The organism is Exiguobacterium sp. GL_137 (assembly GCF_057834585.1).
Map to the genome: position 1 here is coordinate 182307 of NZ_CM174406.1, position 16460 is coordinate 198766.

Consider the following 16460-nt stretch of genomic DNA (forward strand, 5'->3'; position numbering starts at 1 on the left):
TATGAATCCACTCAAAGGAATTATTACGATTCCGCGTACGATTTTTATACAACTGATGCTGGCCGCCGTCCTGATGGGAGTCGCCGTCATCGGACAATCCTATCTGATTGTCATCATCGTTGACCGGATTTTTCTACAAGGGGATCCGTTCGCGGCAGTCATTCCGTTGCTCGGTGTCCTATTGGGGATGCTTGTCCTGCGCGTCGGCGTCACGTACTGGAACGGGCGCCTCGGAACGAGTCTTGCGGCACGCGTCAAACAAGATCTGCGTCAGGCGCTCGTCGCGAAATACACACGAAACTCTGTCGAGTCGATGCTTGAAGGACAATCCGGACAAAAGGTCAGTATCCTGATGGATTCCGTCGATGAGATGGACAGCTATTACAGCCAGTACCTGCCGAAGGTCATTCAGACATCGATTGTTCCGTTGATGGTCTTGATTGCCGCCTTCAGCTATGACTGGGTCACGGGACTGGTCATGATGATTACCGCCCCGTTCATTCCGTTGTTTTACATCGTCATCGGGATCATGACGCAAAAGCGGGCCGATACGCAGCTTGAGAAGATGAATGCCTTTTCTGGTACGTTCCTCGATACGTTACAAGGATTGACGACGCTCAAGTTATTCGGGCGGGCGAAAGCTCAGCAGGACGTGATTGAACGAAGCAGTCTCGAATTTCGGGATGCGACGTTAACCGTCTTAAAACTCGCGTTCCTGTCGTCGTTGATGCTCGAATTCATCTCGATGCTCAGTATGGGGATGATTGCGCTTGAAGTCAGCTTACGGTTGATTTTGTTCCAAAGCATCACCTTTGTGCCGGCCTTCTTGATGTTGGTTCTGGCACCGGAATACTATCTGGCGTTAAAAGAGATGGGAGCTGCTTTCCATACCGGACGGGGCAGTGTCGCCGCCGCGAAACAGATTGCGGCCGAACTGACGGACGACGACCGGAATGTCGCTTTCGGACGAACGGAACTGCCGGCAGCCCGTCCGCCGCGAATTGAACTGAAAGACGTCGCGTTTTCGTACCGCGATGCCCGGTTTGCGATGGAACAGTTGAATTTGACGATTGAACCGTATCAAAAGGTTGCCTTGATCGGCCGCAGCGGTGCCGGAAAATCGACGGTCCTCCAATTGCTGGCTGGCCTTGCCGATCCGCAGGACGGACAGCTGTTGCTTGACGGTCAAGATCGTCAGACCATCACGGAATCCAGTTGGTTCAGCCAGCTCAGCTACATCTCGCAGCATCCGTATCTCTATGCCGGGACGCTGGCGGATAATATCGCCATCGGTGAATTGCGCGAAGCATCGCGGGCTGCGATTGAACAGGCGGCATCGGACGCCGGTCTGACCGAATTGATCGGACAGTTGCCGAACGGACTCGACACGATAATCGGAGAAGGCGGACGCGGCTTATCCGGCGGCGAAAAGCAGCGCGTTGCGTTAGCACGTGCCTTCCTGAAACGACCGAATGTCATCTTGTTTGATGAACCGACGACCGGTCTTGACGTGAAGACGGAACGGTTGTTGCAGGAAGCAATGACTGGTCTCGGACGTGAAGCGACCGTCATCACTGTCGCCCACCGTCTGCATACGATTGAACGGTCGGATCAAATCGTCGTGCTGGAAGCCGGACGGATTGTCGACCGGGGGACACATGAAGAATTACTTGGACGTGAATCGGAATATGCGATGATGCGTGCCGTTCAACGGGGGGAGGAGACACGATGAAAGAGTTAATGGGAATTTTTCGTTTGATGCTGCACCAGAAACGGGACATCGTGCTCTCGATCGTCTTCGGTGTTTTGGCCGGAATCACGGCAGTCGGCTTGTTCGCAGCAAGCGGTTTTTTGATTTCAAAAGCCGCCCTGTTGCCGCCGATTCAGACACTTGCCGTTTTGATTGCCTTACAGAAAATCTCCAGTCTGACGCGGGCTGTCAGCCGGTACGCCGAACGGTATTACTCACACCGGGCGACGTTTACGATCCTCAGTGACTTGCGGACGACGTTTTATAAACGGCTGGAACCACTCGCACCGGGTATCTTTGCCAAGTACCGGAGCGGGGATTTGCTCGCCCGGATTGTCGGGGACGTCGAAAGTCTGCAAAATACGTTTTTGCGCGTCGTCTATCCACCGATCATTTTAGTGCTCGTCTTTCTGTGTACAATCTTTTTCGTCAGTTTCTTTTCACTCAGTGTCGCGCTTGTCCTCGTGTTTGGTCTGATCTTGACGGGATTCGTCATTCCCGGCTGGTTTGCCTACCGGGAACAACGGTTTGCCCGGTCTGTCCGGGCCCGACGCGGGGAACTGTCGACGGAAGTGACGGAACTGTTCCAAGGTTATCGTGACTTAAAGATCTATCAGCAACTCGGGAACAAGGAAGCGGAGCTGAATGCCGTTGCCGCACGGTACGTGGCGGAAGAAAAACGCAACGGACTGCATGCGGTCTCGAACCTTGCATTGAATACACTGGCGACGTTGGTTATTTCCTGGATTGTCCTCGGACTCGGGGCATATCTGGTCGCTGACGGACAACTCGACGGCGTTTTCCTCGCATTGCTGGTCATGACCTCGTTGACGGTGTTTGAAAATGCCGCACCGATGGCGATTTTACCCGGATTTTTTGAAGACAGCCGTCATGCGGCACGTCGTCTTGATGACGTCGTCGAAGCCACAACGACACCGGAATACCGTCCGTTTGAATTGACGCAGGCTCCGGAACTGAGCACGGAACACGTCACTTTCACGTTTCCGGGTCAGGATCGTCCTGTCTTACGGGACGTCAGCGTGACGTTCCCTGCCGGCAGTAAAACGGCGATTGTCGGAGCGAGCGGTTCCGGAAAATCGACGCTGTTGCAACTGTTGTTGCGGATGTATCCGGTCGACGGGATCCGGATCGAAGGAACATCCGGTCAAGAAATTGATCCGGAAGCATTATGGCGACAGACGAATGTCGTCCTGCAACAAAATCATTTCTTTTACGGCACGATTCGTGACAATCTGAAGCTGGCAAGCGGGGAAGCGACGGATAAGCAGATGATGGAAGCACTCAAACACGTCGGTCTTTCTTTACTTGAACTCGACGACAGGGTGCTTGAAAAAGGGGAAAACCTGTCCGGCGGTGAAAAACAACGGCTTGCGATTGCCCGGATCTTCTTGCGTCAGACACCACTCTATCTGCTGGATGAGCCGACCTCATCGGTCGATGCGTTGACGGAACAGATGATTTTACGCCACCTGTTTTCCCGTGCAGAGGATTCAACGCTGTTGCTTGTCAGCCACCGGCTGGCTGGTCTTGAGACGATGGACCAAATCGTCGTCATGGAACAGGGCCAAATCATCGAAGTCGGCACGTATGCTGATTTGATGGCCAACCAAGGTGCTTTTTATGCTTTAAAACAAGTCGAACAGTCGGTCTTTGCACCGGATCAACTGGTCCGCTGAACCAAAAGCCACATCCACGCTAACAGAGTGTCGGATGTGGCTTTTTTTGAGGAATCACAAATTTTTAAACGGTGGTCTTAAGCTCCGATGACAAGGAAATGGAATTTTAATGGACGGTTTCGTTATCGGATGGTAAAGTAAGGAAAAAATAAAGGGGGAGCATTGATGGAGATTCGCCGTTGTCAGGTACAACTGGACGATCAAACGATTGCCTATAATCACTATTATTCCGAGTCAGATGAGGTCTGCTTTATGTTGTCCGGCGCAGGTTATGCGTATGACCATCCATACTTTTACTTTAGTCGGATGATGTTATTGAAGCGGGGCGTGAACGTGATTGAGATTCAGTATGTCTCGGACGACTTGTTCAGCTTGCCGGACGAACAGGGAGATGCGGAGGTGAGCAGACGGATTGAAGCGGTCATCGAGGACGTGTTACATTCACGTACATATAAAACGATTCACTTTATTGCCAAATCGCTTGGAACGGTACCGCTTGTATCGATGATGCACCGCGGACTGTTTCCGGAAGCGCGTGTTGTCCTTCTGACGCCACTCTTAAAAGATCCGGCGATTGTCGAAGCGATTGCGAACAGTCAGCATCATGGATTACTCGTCATCGGTGACCACGATCGTCAGTTCAGTCCGGAAGCGTTGGAACGGTGCGGCAGCTCGAACCTCGTACTGGAACAAATAAAAGGGGCTAATCATTCCCTTGATCTTGATTTTGAGGTCGGTCCGTCCCTGCAAGTACTCGGACAGATCATGCAACGGACGGAAGAAGTGTTGTTCCCCGTACCGGTTAAGGAAAACTGAAAAAAACCGACAGAAAACTCTTGGAAGAGCGTTCTGTCAGTTTTTTTTAATACGGTCGCATCAGTGCACGGACGGGACTGCCATCACCGTCGACGAGTGGAAGCGGAACAGCATTGAGATGATAATCACCCGGAGTGATCGTATCAAGGACTAACCCTTCGAGTATGTGAACTCCATGAGCGGCGAGCGCATGATGGGCCGCCATCTCTTTACTGTCGATCGCGTCAACAGACGGTAAATCGAGTCCGATTAATTCAATCCCGAGTGCTCCAAGGCGTTCGGCAAGACTCGGCGTCAGGACCGGAATCGTTTCCGGGAAAATCGACTTATCGACCCAACCGTCTGTTTTGATGATCAGCCGGCGCACATCGGTTAAATCAAATGCATCAAGGTCGCTTGCGACGAGTTCGGTCCGGCCGGGCAGATAAATGACGCGGACATGACCGATATAGAGATCCGGATCAAGATCGATGACTTTTTGACCGGCATCGTCAAAATGAAACGGAGCATCGATATGAGTACCGGTATGCAGACTCATCGTCACCTGGCCGACGTTGACGGAGCCGGTGTCGGCTTTACTCCAGTTGATCGTGTAGTTAAATTTCGTATCACCCGGCCATGTCGTAACAGACGAGGTTAACGGTTGTGAGACATCTATCCAACGGTTCATATCAGGTTCCCCCTCAAAGTTTTGTCCGGACCGACCAGAGTTCCGGGAAGAACCGGTGGTCGAGCACACGGCGCAGATAACTGACACCGGACGAACCGCCCGTTCCCGGTTTTTGACCGATGATCCGTTCGACGGTGCTCATATGGTTAAAGCGCCACATTTGTTGCTGGCTGCCGATATCGAGTAACTTTTCACCGAGCTCATATAAATCCCAGTACTGTTCGACATCCTGATAGACAGTCGCCCAAGCGGCTTCGACACTCGCGTTCGCTTCCCAGTCCTGGGTGACGTCCCGGTTGAGAATGGTCTCATCAATCTGTAAGCCACGTCGATGCATCGCCCGGACAGTCTCGTCATAGATACTCGGTGTTTTTAAATCATCGTTCAATTGAGCGTACAACGCCGTTTCGTGTTCGTAGACCCGAAGCATTTGGGCGTTCTTGAAGCCGAGCGCAAACTCGATTTGCCGGTTTTGGTAGGATTGGAATCCGGACGAATGCCCAAGCGAGTCACGGAATTCAAGATACTCAGCCGGTGTCAGTGTCGAGAGGACACTCCATGACTGAATCAACTGTTGTTGGATTTTTGAGATACGGGCCAGCATCTTGAACGACCGTTCGAGCTGATCGTCGGCGACTGCCTGAATGGCAGCGGTCATCTCATGTAAAATCAATTTCATCCACAGTTCGCTTGTCTGATGAATGACGATGAACAGCATTTCGTCATGATGATTCGACAACCGTTGCTGGCTTGTCAAAAGGGAGTCGAGCTGTAAATAATCTCCGTAAGACATGTCTTTTTTAAAGTCGGTTTGAATCGTTTCCTCAATCTTCGTCGCATCCGTCTGTTTCATTCCAATCGTTCCCCTTTACGTTAAAGTGATTGTGAACGTTTTGTCTGATCCGCTTGCGGCGGGTTGTTGCGTTTCCAGAACACATAGGCAATCGTCAGGAAAATCAACCACGGAATACCAAACTTCAAGACGATCTGGAAATCGGTAAACCAGGTCGTGATGACCAGTGCAAATAACAAGAGGGCACCGAGCGCCGTCAAATACGGATAGCCCATCATCCGGACCGGCAGTTTCCGTCCACCGTCCCGTTCCCAGGCTTTCCGGAAATAGAGATGGGAGATGAAAATCATGAACCAGGTGAAGATGGCCCCGAACATCGAAATTCCCATCATGAACGGATAGGAGACACTCGATTGACTGCTGATGACGGCAGCAAGGAATATGCCGAGTGTCGACACAGCGAGTGCAAAGAGCGGCACACCTTTCGCATTCAGACGACTGAAGATCCGGGGGGCGTAAGTTGCTTTCGACAATGAATACATCATTCGCGTTGAAGCGTACAACTGACTGTTCATCGCCGATAACGCAGCTGTCAGGATGATGAAGTTCATGATGCCGGCCGCACCGGGAATCGACAACATTTCCATGACCTTAACGAACGGACTTTCATCGACACCGCCGGCCTGTTGCCACGGAACGATCATGAGCATCAAAGCAATCGTGATGACGTAAAACGTCGACAGCCGGAAGACCGTTGCCTTCAGTGCTTTCGGCACGGCAACATCCGGATCCTTTGCTTCGCCGGCTGTGACGGCGATTAATTCTGTTCCGAGGAAACTGAACAGCGAGATGAAGACGGCAATCCAAAGACCGGAAAAACCGAACGGCATGAAGCCGCCGTCATTCGTGAAGTTTTGGGGACCAATCTCAGGTGAATTGCTTCCGAAGACCAGGTACGCACCGAGAATCATGAACATCAGGATGGCACTGATTTTAATGACAGAAAACCAGTATTCGAACGTCGCAAACGTATTGACAGTCGTGGCATTGATATAAATCAACGCCGCTGCGAAGACGAAAATCCAGATGTAACCGGGGACGTCCGGGAACCAATATTTCATGTAGATGGCGATGGCACTGACTTCGACGCCGATGGCCAAGACATTGGCGACCCAGTAAGAATATCGGACAAGGAAACCGGCATAGGGACTGATGTACATTTCAGCAATCGTGCCGAATGAGCCGGAGGTCGGATGGGCGACGGTCATTTCCGCAAGACAGCCCATCAACAGCAGGACGATGAAAGCGCCGATTGCATAGCTGACGAGAACACTCGGTCCGGCAAGACTGATCGCGAGACCGCTTCCGAGGAAAAGACCGGTTCCGATCGCACAGCCCATCGCAATCATCGTCAGTTGGCGTGTTTTTAAGTCACGCCGTAATTCAGTAGGATGTTCTTTCATAAAGCCTCCTTACGCGACGACTTCGCGTTCGTTCTTAAATTGTTCGTACTGTTTTTCGTCCATGATCGTTTTCAAAATCGAAACGACCTCATAGACGTCTTCAAAACTATTATACAAGGCAACAGGGGCCAGGCGGACAATATTCGGTGCCCGGAAATCAGGAATGACCTGATGGGCTTTCAGCGCTTTACAAATCCGTGCCGCTTCCGGATGTTCGAGACTCAGGTGAGCGCCGCGTCGTGTGTCGTCACGCGGATTTCCGATTACAAAGCCGTACGGCGTCAATTCCTGATCGACGAGCGCCATCATGTAGTCGGTCAGTGCCAGTGATTTTGTCCGAACGGCATCGATGCCGACTTCTGCAAACAACTCGAGCGCACCGATTTGCGGGGCGAGGCTTAAAACGTGTGGTGTGCCGATTTGGAAGGCAGCGGCGTTTTCGGCAGGTGTCATCGTATGATTCATATCAAATTGTTTGTCTTTACGGGAACCGAACCAACCGGTCAGACCGGGCAATGTTCCGAAATGACGTTCATGGACGAATAATCCACCGACCGTACCGGGACCGCCATTCAAATGTTTGTAGTTGCACCAGTACGCAAAGTCGACGCCCCAGTCATGAAAGGCATGGGGAATCGCGCCGACGGAATGACAGCCGTCAAAGCCGATCAGGATCCCGCGGGCATGGGCTTCGCGGGTCAGCCGTTCCATATCTAAAATTTGTCCGCTCCGGTAAAGAACGGTCGGCAGAACGATCAAGGCAATGTCATCAGTCATTGCGGCGATGATGTCCGCTTCATCAAGAAACCGTCCGTCGCGGCTTTCGACCTGAACGAGGTGTTCCGCCGGATCGAGTCCGCGCAACCGGAGCTGGCTTTGCAGCGCATAAATATCAGACGGGAACGTCAAACTGTCGGCTAAAACTTTCGTCCGTCGTCCGGACGGAGCAAAGAAGGTCGCGACCAGCTGGTGCAGATTGACCGTCGTCGAACCGGTCACCATGACTTCATCCGCACGTCCACCGACAAGCGGTGCGTTCAAGGCAGCCAGTTTTTCCGACAAGTCAAACCAGGGGTGCCGACCTTTCATCCATCCGTCAATCCCGAGTTCCCGCCAATCGGCGAGCGATTCGAGTAACGTGGCTTCCGCCCGTTTCGACAACAGGCCAAGCGAGTTGCCATCCATATAAATCGAACCTTCCTGCAGATAAAATTCGTTCCGGTAAGGGGCCAGTCGATCCTGTTCGTCTCGTTCGATTGCTTCTTCACGCTTAGCGGTCAATGCCATGTCCGTTCCTCCTTAAATGAATCAGTAATCAATTTTGACAAAAGCGTAGCAAACAAATTGACACTGTGTCAATATTATCGGATAGAGAATCAGGAGAGGTGGTTGATTATGGTGAAATCAAATGAATCCAAAATGGACAAACGGCATTTGCGGACAGTCCGGACCCGGGAAAAACTGCTTGTCGCAGCCCGGGCTGTCTTTCTTGAAAATGACTTTCAGACAACGACGATTTCACAAATCATCAAACGGGCGGGTGTCGGCTATGGAACGGCATATGTCCATTTTGAAGGAAAAGATGAACTGCTGATTGTCCTGATGGAAGACGTCATGGATCGTTTCCATCAAGTAGCGGAACAGCCGTTTGAGCCCGGAACAGCTGAAGAGGCCAAAAAGCAAATCGAGCAGCAGGCAACGGCGTTTTTACAGCTTGCTGAACAGGAACGGGAGATGCTCCGGGTCGTCGAGCAGGCAATCGGGGTATCCTATGTCATCCGGACGAAGTGGAAACAGATTCGCGAGCGCTTCATTGAACGGATCAGTCGTGATATTCACTATGCGCAAGCGGCGGGACTGGCGCGTCCGGACTTGAATCCGACACTCGTCGCACGCGGCTGGTTTTTCGCCAATGAAATGTATTTGTTCGAAGTCGTCCGGGAAGAGACGACGGCATCGATTGCGGAAATCGCTAAAACCTTAACCGCTGTGTATACGACCGGACTGTATCCACACGATTAAAGCCGGACATTCCCGGGAATCTTTCAATAGAAGGAGGCGGTGAAGATGGCATTTGATTACGATTTGGACTTCAAGACGACGGATTTTCGGAAGGAACCGGAAAAATACCGGGTCGGCCGGGGCGAACAGGGTGTGTTGCTCGTCGAACCGTATAAAGGGGAAATCCTACCACACTGGCGGTTCAAGACGCCGGAAATTGCCAAAGAATCTTCCGAAAAGATTTATCAGATGTACCTCGACTATAAAGAGGCCGGAGATTTCGTCGGAATGGACATGGCACGAAAGTTCATCCAAATGGGGCATACGCGGGCACGCCGTTATACGAATTACAAAGGCGGACGCAAATACAAAAATAAAGAGACCGGTGAATTAAACGAACGGGAAATTGATCCGGAAAAAGCAAAATCCGCGGAAATCTTTCAAGAAAAATGGGATTTGATCCGGGCGGATGAAGAGTACTTAAAATTAAAGAAAGCTCATCAAAAACAGTACGGATAAAAGGATTTTCAGTTTTCCGTTCGCCTGTTTCGAGGTACTGAAAATCGAGGGTTCAGAATTTGCTATGATGTGATCAAAAGGGAGGAACATCTATGCGATACACGTACTGGGTAGCTTTGATCGGATTGATTATAAGTATGTATCTGCTAGTCGATTATACAACGGAAACCGTCCCTGTCAGCATCTTGGTCGGCCTGTTGGTATACAGTATCGGACTCAGTATCGTCACGACGTTCGAGGTATCTTCAATTGAGCTGACACGACGTGTCTTCGTGACGACGCTCCTGTTAGGACTAGTCCTGAATCATGTCCTTGATTTACGATTCACGGCATTTTTACTTGTATTGCTCGTCGTCGAAACGTTTGTCAAAACCCTCCGCTTCCTGCAGGCGCTTTGGTGGGACCGGACGACGTTGCATGGCTGATGTTTCCATACCATATGAAAAAAGCAGGAGGTTCTCCGACAATCCAATCGGACGACCTCCTGCTTTTGTTATGACATCTGAATCAAGATGTCTGTTCAATCTTTTTAATCAAACGGGACTGACGGCGTTGCCAAATGACAGATCCGATCAGTGTCACGGCCAGGAAGACAAGTCCAAGCATGAACGGGTAAAGAATGTTGACATCATATAACAGTCCGGCCAGTGTCGGACCGAGGACGTTTCCGATGCTCATGTAGGCGTTGTTCATCCCCATCGCAAATCCTTGTTCGTTTCCGGCCAGTTTTGAAATCATCGTGTTCAAAACAGGACGCAGGATCGACGTCGCAAGGAAGATGACGAGTGTGACGGCGAAGAAGCCGCCGTAACTTGCTGTCAGGAGTGACAACAAGAAGCCAAGCGTCGCGATCAACAGGAAGATGTTCAGGACTTTGCCTTCCCCGAGACTGCGTGATAACTTATCGACGACGAAAATCTGAGCGATGACGCTGATGATGCCGGTCGACGTCACCATGATGGCGATGTCTTTTGGAGAGGCGCCAAACTGGTTGTCGACGAACAGGCCGAGGACTGATTCATAGGCCATCAATCCGAAACTCATGACGAGTGTGATGACGAGCGGAACGAAGTACGGCTTATGGAACGATGCGCCAAGCTTTTTCCACATGGAGCCTTCGTCGGGCGCCATCGCCGTCGCGTCATGGACGTCACTTTCTTGAAGAAGAATGACACTGAATAAGACGGCTAGAAGTGAGACGAGTGCCGAAACAAGTAACGGCAACTTCAGATCGAACTCGGCGAGGAATCCGCCAATCCCGGGACCGATGACGATCCCGAGTGACATCGCAGCAGAGACGAAGCTGTTGCCTTTCGCGCGCTGATCCATCGTCGTGATATCCGCAACATAGGCAAAGATTGCAGGAATCAGAAGCGCCGCACCGACACCGCCGATGGCCCGTGAGATGTAAAGAATCGTAACCGAGTTCGAGAAATAAAAGACGAACATCGATAACGTCAATCCGATCAAACCGTAAATGATCATCTTGCGGCGACCGTACTGGTCAGCCCATTTTCCGGCAACCGGTGACATGACGAGCTGGGCGCCGGCAAAAATCGCGATCATCAGACCGGCAGCTGTACCGCCTTGACCGATTGAAGCTAAGTAAGCGGGCAGAATCGGAATGATGATCCCGAAGCTCCCGACGGCGATGAACATGTTGATCATCAGGACCGTTAATTTTTTACGTTGATCCGCTTGCAAGGGGATCCCTTCTTTCTGCACGCTTGTGTAAGCGTTTATTATAGCAACCTCTACTATCTTAGTTTCAAGGCAAAGATCCTGTCAATTTTATCGTACCGATACAAAAAGGACCAAATCTCAAGAAGCGAGATCTGGTCCTGGCATCAGGTGCTTTTTTTGAAGAAAAGTTTACGATGTTTTCTTGAACAGCCAGTTGACATTTGGTGACAATAACGGTCGAAACAGTCGAACAACCGGACGACTCGATAAAATCCAAACGAAGAACAGGGCGAGCAAGAAGGATGAACCGATCAGGAGCACCGGCGACTCGGCAATCCATGGTGGAACCGAATCCCGAAACAGCCGGACGATGAACGAGTGTAACAGATAGATCGCCAACGTCTGAATCCCGATTTGATCAAACCGACCACCGAAGGAACGGTGTGGAATCATCATTAATACAGAAAAAATCATTACGGTACTGACCGCGTACAAAAAGAGCTGAATTAATGCGCCTTTGAGTACCGGGACATCAAATTCACCGTACGTGTCCCGGTAGAACAACCAGACCGTATCGAATCCGTTTTTTGTCCAAATGGCCATAGCGATGGCGATGGAAACAGAAACGAGTAATCCGGTCAAACGACCGATGGGGGACGTCATCCGGTCACGAATCCGTCCGTCCGCGAGCCATCCCCGTTCTTTGACGAGATATCCCATCAAGAAGAACGGATAAAAACTGATGACCTTTTGTAAGGACAGGAAGTTCGTGATCGAACCCGGATTAGCATTAATCAGCAGAGCAAACGCAATGCTGATCAACAACGGATAACGTAAGGTCAGGAATCCCGGTGTCACGATTTGCCAAATAATGATTCCGAGCAGGTACCAGAGTGTCCAGCTCGGAACGAGCGGATGCAGGAGACCATCCACTAATCCATCGACTGTCTTTTCATTAACATAAGCGAGATAGACTTCATGAATCGATTGCCAGATGAAATAAAGGACGACAAACGAAAAGATTCGTTTTGGTCTGACTTCCTTGAAAAAATATCCGCTCATGAAGATGAAGGCCGGCATGTGCAGTAAATAAATGATGTTGTAGACGATTTGGACCGGATCGTTTCCATCAAGATTACGGAACGTTTCAATCAGGTGTCCGAACACGACCATGAAAATCAGTAGCACTTTGTAGTTCCCGAGCCAATGATCATAGGAAAAGGTCATTGGTTTTGGTGTTGGATTCATTTGTTTTCTCCAAGGATGATTTGATCGACGAAACGCTGGCTCGACTTTCCGTCCTGATGCTCGAAGAAGTATTCCGCGAAGGCTTTGACGTTTTGCATCTCGAAATCTTCGTTCTTAATCCGTTCAATCAACTCTTCCGAGGTACGGACGATTGGTCCCGGAACGAATTCTTCAAAGTCATAATAGAAGTCACGTTTTGAGATGTAATCTTCCAAATCATAGGCGAAGAATAACATCGGGCGGTCGAGCAGTGAAAATTCAAAACACGTCGATGAATAATCGGTAATCAAAATATCAGAGACGAACAGTAATTCGTTGATTTCCCGATGATCCGTCAAGTCGAGGAAGAAGTCAGCATAGACTTCCGGAATCTCCATCCGGCGGCGGACAAATGGATGCATCTTCAAAACGAAGACATAGTCTTCATGGAAAGCTTCATACAAAGCATCCAAATCGAGTTGACTGAAATCATAATGGGCACTTTTCGCGCCGTTCCCACGGAAAGTCGGTGCGAACATGATGACTTTTTTTGTTTTAAAGACAGGATATTCTTCGTAAATCCGTTCTTTTGCATCGGCGATGTAGGTTTGGTCAAAGAACATATCTGTCCGGGGAATTCCGGTTGCGATGACCTGATCCTCCCGTAATCCGAATCCTTCCGCATAGTGACGGGCGACGTTATGCGAACTGACGATGGCTTTCGTGTAGTTCCGGTGGCTGAGCGAGTTGGCACTTGGACCACCCGGCTTGCCAAGACGGCTGTATCCGAATGTCTTGAAGGCTCCGACTGCGTGCCAGACTTGAACAAGGTCGCTTCCTTTCCGGATGCTGAGCGGATAAATCATCGGATAAAAATCATCAACTAAAATCGTTTTGGCCGTCGCGAGATGATACGGCAATGTAAATTTGTCACGCCAATCGCGACGGGACTGCAAATTAGGTTTGAAGAACGTTTTAACGTCAAGGTTCAAATCCCGGCGTTCGATTTCGTTTAAGATATAGGCAAAATTCCCGCTGACATCACTTCGGGAATCCGAAGCAAATACCACTTTGTTGTCTTGGATCGGTTGCGTCCATTTCGTGACATTGTAAATACTCTTGAATGTAAAGCGACGGAATTTAAACGCGCGTTTCCGCCAATTCTTCTTCGCTTTGTTGAATTTTTCAATCAAGCGGATAAAACGTTTCGTCTCTCCTTGCTTAAGGGAATGAAAACCTAGGGTATTGCTGTATTCTGAATACTGGACGACCAGTTCATATTCGAGTTTGAGCAAGACATTACTATGTTTTGTTTCAACACGGTAAATGATCGGAATCAAGGAACGTGTATCACCGAATGGAGCTTCATGTAAAATTGATTTTCCTTGGACGATTCCGAAGAACGCATCGAAATAACCCATCGGCAACGGGCGCCCGGTCGGGGTCAGGTGATTGAGATCAAGCTCTCCGCTGAATGTTTCTTCTGTCCAGTCACCTTCAAACGGGAAACGAAGAATGAATGTCCGTTTATTTCGTTTGTTACGGAAAATGATAGCCCGTTCTAAAGGGATCGGTTCCGCCGGCGCCTCGGACTGGATGTATTCATCTTCCGGTTGTGTTTCTTCTGTGACTTCAGGGACAGCAGGATTCTCAAAAAGCAGCTGTTCGGCCTGAAGGAAATCAGTTAATCCGAAAAGACGAGCCTCGAAGCGGAATTTTGTTCCCGCCAGTTCTAGATAGTTAACGTGTGCCTGTAATATCGGCATCTGTGTTTCTTCTGTCAAAACAATCTCTCCTCGCTTAAATGATTACAATGCATTTACACAACAATGACAGATTTTTAAAATCATCACGAACATAGTATAGTGATATTAGAAATCACCCATCATTATATCGTGATGAAGCAAAAAAAATAGAACTTTATCTATTTTTTTTGCTTTAGGTGGATAGAATCGTCGAAAGAAGACATATTGTGAGACATACCCACATCGCTGGTAAGTGGAAACAACAAAAAACTTTTTTTACAAGGGAGGGAAGCGAAGTGACCCATGGCAGCGCCATTGTCTATTGGGTGGGTCCTTTGCGATACAAGATGATTTATGCAGCAATCTTAGCTGGCGGAAAAGGAACAAGAATGGGGAATGTCGATCGTCCTAAACAATTCCTGTCAATCGGAGAACGTCCGATCCTCGTGCATACCGTGGAAAAATTTCTGTTACACGAAGATTTTGATCAAATCATCATTGTGACTCCAACGGCGTGGATCAACTATACACGCGATATCTTGGAGAAATACATTGGGACCGATGAGCGGATCGTCATCACGGCAGGCGGAAGTGACCGCAACGAGTCCATCATGGCAGCTATCAACTGGATTGAAAATAAAAACGGTTTGTCAGACGAGGATGTCATCGTCACACATGATGCAGTCCGTCCGTTCTTGACACACCGGATCATTAAAGAAAACATTTCGACAGCACTCGAATACGGAGCGTGTGACACCGTCATCTCAGCCATTGATACGATTGTCGCTTCGACGGACGGAAAAACGATTTCCGATATTCCGGTCCGTGATCAAATGTATCAGGGACAAACGCCGCAAAGTTTCCAAATTACGAAACTGAAAAATCATTACGAAGCATTATCAACCGATGAGCGGGCAATTTTGACAGACGCATGTAAGATTCTCTTGCTGAAAGGTGAAGCGGTCGCTCTCGTCACAGGTGAATTGTTCAACATTAAAGTAACGACACCGTACGATCTCCGCATCGCCAATGCTATTCTGAAGGAGCGGATTCACCAATGATTAACCAAGTCTATCAACTCGTGGCACCACGCCAAATCGAGGTGACGTATGACGAACGGTCACTCAATTCAGACCGGGTCGTCGTTCGTCCGACTTTCCTATCGATTTGTCACGCGGATCAACGTTACTTCACGGGTAGCCGCAGTGCTGAAGTGTTAGCGAAAAAGTTACCGATGGCGATGATTCATGAAGGTATCGGTAAAGTAGTGCATGATCCGTCAGGCACGTTTAAGATCGGTACGTTGGTCGCGATGGTTCCGAACACACCGTCGGAAACGGATGACATTATCGGAGAAAACTACTTGCGGACAAGCCGTTTCCGCTCGAGCGGTTATGACGGCTACATGCAGGATTATGTCTTCATCAAACCGGATCGTCTCGTCGAAGTGCCGGCTGATCTCGATCCGGAAGTCGCGGCTTTCACGGAGCTTGTCAGTGTCTCCGTCCATGCCATGACACGCTTCGATCAGATTGCTCACAGCCGCCGTGAAACATTTGGCGTCTGGGGAGACGGAAATCTCGGATTCATCACAGCCTTGATGTTACGTAAATTGTATCCGAAAGCAAAATTGCTCGTTTTCGGAAAAACACAATCGAAGTTGGATTATTTCTCGTTTGCGGATGAAACGTATCATATCGATCAAATTCCGGATGATGTCTCGTTTAATCACGGATTCGAATGTGTGGGTGGAATCGGCAGTCAATATGCGATCAATCAGATGATTGATTACATTATTCCTGAAGGAACGATGGCATTGCTTGGCGTTTCGGAAGAACCGGTCGCCGTCAACACGCGGATGATTCTTGAAAAGGGATTACGTGTCTATGGATCAAGTCGGAGTACACCGGCTGATTTCGCACGGACGATGGAATTGTATCAGCAGTATCCAGATATTCCAGCTTATTTGTCCAACCTGGTTTCCGGTGTATTCCAGATTCGACAAATCGAAGATATCCATCAAGCATTTGAAAGTGATTTGACGAACCGTTTCGGTAAAACCGTCATGGAATGGTGCATGTAAGAATGAAAGTGGA

The 16460-nt window shown here is 49.5% G+C and carries 15 protein-coding genes; 8 read left to right on the plus strand and 7 right to left on the minus strand.

Annotation, left to right across the window (positions count from 1 at the left end; genetic code table 11):
• Position 1 precedes the first annotated feature (1 nt).
• The 3 genes from cydD (at position 2) to AC3IRK_RS01115 (ending at position 4263) form a co-directional block, all read left to right on the plus strand.
• Entirely contained in the window at positions 2-1732 is a 1731-nt protein-coding gene (cydD, locus tag AC3IRK_RS01105; protein ID WP_489170275.1) for a thiol reductant ABC exporter subunit CydD, read from the plus strand.
• Positions 1729-3447 (plus strand): thiol reductant ABC exporter subunit CydC, encoded by a 1719-nt coding sequence (cydC, locus tag AC3IRK_RS01110; RefSeq protein WP_131503215.1) that lies wholly within the window; start codon positions 1729-1731, stop codon positions 3445-3447. The genes cydD and cydC overlap by 4 nt, the downstream gene beginning before the upstream one ends.
• Before the next feature lie 165 nt (positions 3448-3612).
• A complete protein-coding gene (locus tag AC3IRK_RS01115; protein ID WP_131973431.1) occupies positions 3613-4263 on the plus strand; it encodes a cyclase in 651 nt (216 codons plus the stop codon).
• A gap of 46 nt (positions 4264-4309) precedes the next feature.
• Here AC3IRK_RS01115 and kynB read toward each other — a convergent pair whose 3' ends face one another.
• From kynB to kynU, 4 genes are read right to left on the minus strand one after another with little or no spacing between them, the layout of a single operon-like run.
• Positions 4310-4933, minus strand: a complete 624-nt coding sequence (kynB, locus tag AC3IRK_RS01120) for an arylformamidase (protein ID WP_131503217.1) — start codon at positions 4931-4933, stop codon at positions 4310-4312.
• Positions 4934-4946: 13 nt separating this feature from the next.
• The gene (kynA, locus tag AC3IRK_RS01125; protein ID WP_188005005.1) at positions 4947-5786 is read right to left on the minus strand and encodes a tryptophan 2,3-dioxygenase; all 840 of its coding nucleotides are present in this window, start codon (positions 5784-5786) and stop codon (positions 4947-4949) included.
• A gap of 20 nt (positions 5787-5806) precedes the next feature.
• Positions 5807-7189 (minus strand): amino acid permease, encoded by a 1383-nt coding sequence (locus AC3IRK_RS01130; RefSeq protein WP_131503219.1) that lies wholly within the window; start codon positions 7187-7189, stop codon positions 5807-5809.
• Positions 7190-7198: 9 nt separating this feature from the next.
• Positions 7199-8476, minus strand: coding sequence for a kynureninase (gene kynU / locus AC3IRK_RS01135; RefSeq protein WP_131503220.1), 1278 nt, complete (start codon positions 8474-8476; stop codon positions 7199-7201).
• Between the two features lie 108 nt (positions 8477-8584).
• Here kynU and AC3IRK_RS01140 point away from each other — a divergent pair, with 108 nt between their 5' ends.
• The 3 genes from AC3IRK_RS01140 to AC3IRK_RS01150 all read left to right on the plus strand — a co-directional run bounded on the left by AC3IRK_RS01140 (position 8585) and on the right by AC3IRK_RS01150 (position 10134).
• Positions 8585-9211 carry a TetR/AcrR family transcriptional regulator gene (locus AC3IRK_RS01140; protein WP_131973429.1) on the plus strand — a complete coding sequence of 209 codons (627 nt, stop codon included), beginning with the start codon at positions 8585-8587 and terminating at the stop codon, positions 9209-9211.
• Between the two features lie 45 nt (positions 9212-9256).
• Positions 9257-9709 (plus strand): DUF4385 domain-containing protein, encoded by a 453-nt coding sequence (locus AC3IRK_RS01145; protein ID WP_131503221.1) that lies wholly within the window; start codon positions 9257-9259, stop codon positions 9707-9709.
• A gap of 92 nt (positions 9710-9801) precedes the next feature.
• Positions 9802-10134: a hypothetical protein gene (locus AC3IRK_RS01150; protein ID WP_131503222.1), complete on the plus strand. Its 333-nt coding sequence runs from the start codon at positions 9802-9804 to the stop codon at positions 10132-10134.
• 82 nt (positions 10135-10216) lie between these two features.
• On the opposite strand, the gene AC3IRK_RS01155 is transcribed toward AC3IRK_RS01150, so the two are convergent.
• From AC3IRK_RS01155 to AC3IRK_RS01165, 3 genes are all read right to left on the minus strand, one after another.
• A complete protein-coding gene (locus AC3IRK_RS01155; protein WP_131973428.1) occupies positions 10217-11413 on the minus strand; it encodes an MFS transporter in 1197 nt (398 codons plus the stop codon).
• Positions 11414-11581: 168 nt separating this feature from the next.
• Positions 11582-12640: an acyltransferase family protein gene (locus tag AC3IRK_RS01160; RefSeq protein WP_188005008.1), complete on the minus strand. Its 1059-nt coding sequence runs from the start codon at positions 12638-12640 to the stop codon at positions 11582-11584.
• Positions 12637-14385 carry a CDP-glycerol glycerophosphotransferase family protein gene (locus AC3IRK_RS01165; RefSeq protein ID WP_131503435.1) on the minus strand — a complete coding sequence of 583 codons (1749 nt, stop codon included), beginning with the start codon at positions 14383-14385 and terminating at the stop codon, positions 12637-12639. The genes AC3IRK_RS01160 and AC3IRK_RS01165 overlap by 4 nt, the downstream gene beginning before the upstream one ends.
• A gap of 326 nt (positions 14386-14711) precedes the next feature.
• On the opposite strand from AC3IRK_RS01165, the gene AC3IRK_RS01170 reads away from it, so the two are divergent.
• On the plus strand, positions 14712-15425 hold the full coding sequence (locus AC3IRK_RS01170; protein WP_026829555.1) for an IspD/TarI family cytidylyltransferase: 714 nt from the start codon (positions 14712-14714) through the stop codon (positions 15423-15425).
• Positions 15422-16447: a ribitol-5-phosphate dehydrogenase gene (locus AC3IRK_RS01175; RefSeq protein ID WP_489170276.1), complete on the plus strand. Its 1026-nt coding sequence runs from the start codon at positions 15422-15424 to the stop codon at positions 16445-16447. Before AC3IRK_RS01170 ends, AC3IRK_RS01175 begins: the two co-directional genes overlap by 4 nt.
• The last annotated feature ends 13 nt before the right edge of the window (positions 16448-16460 follow it).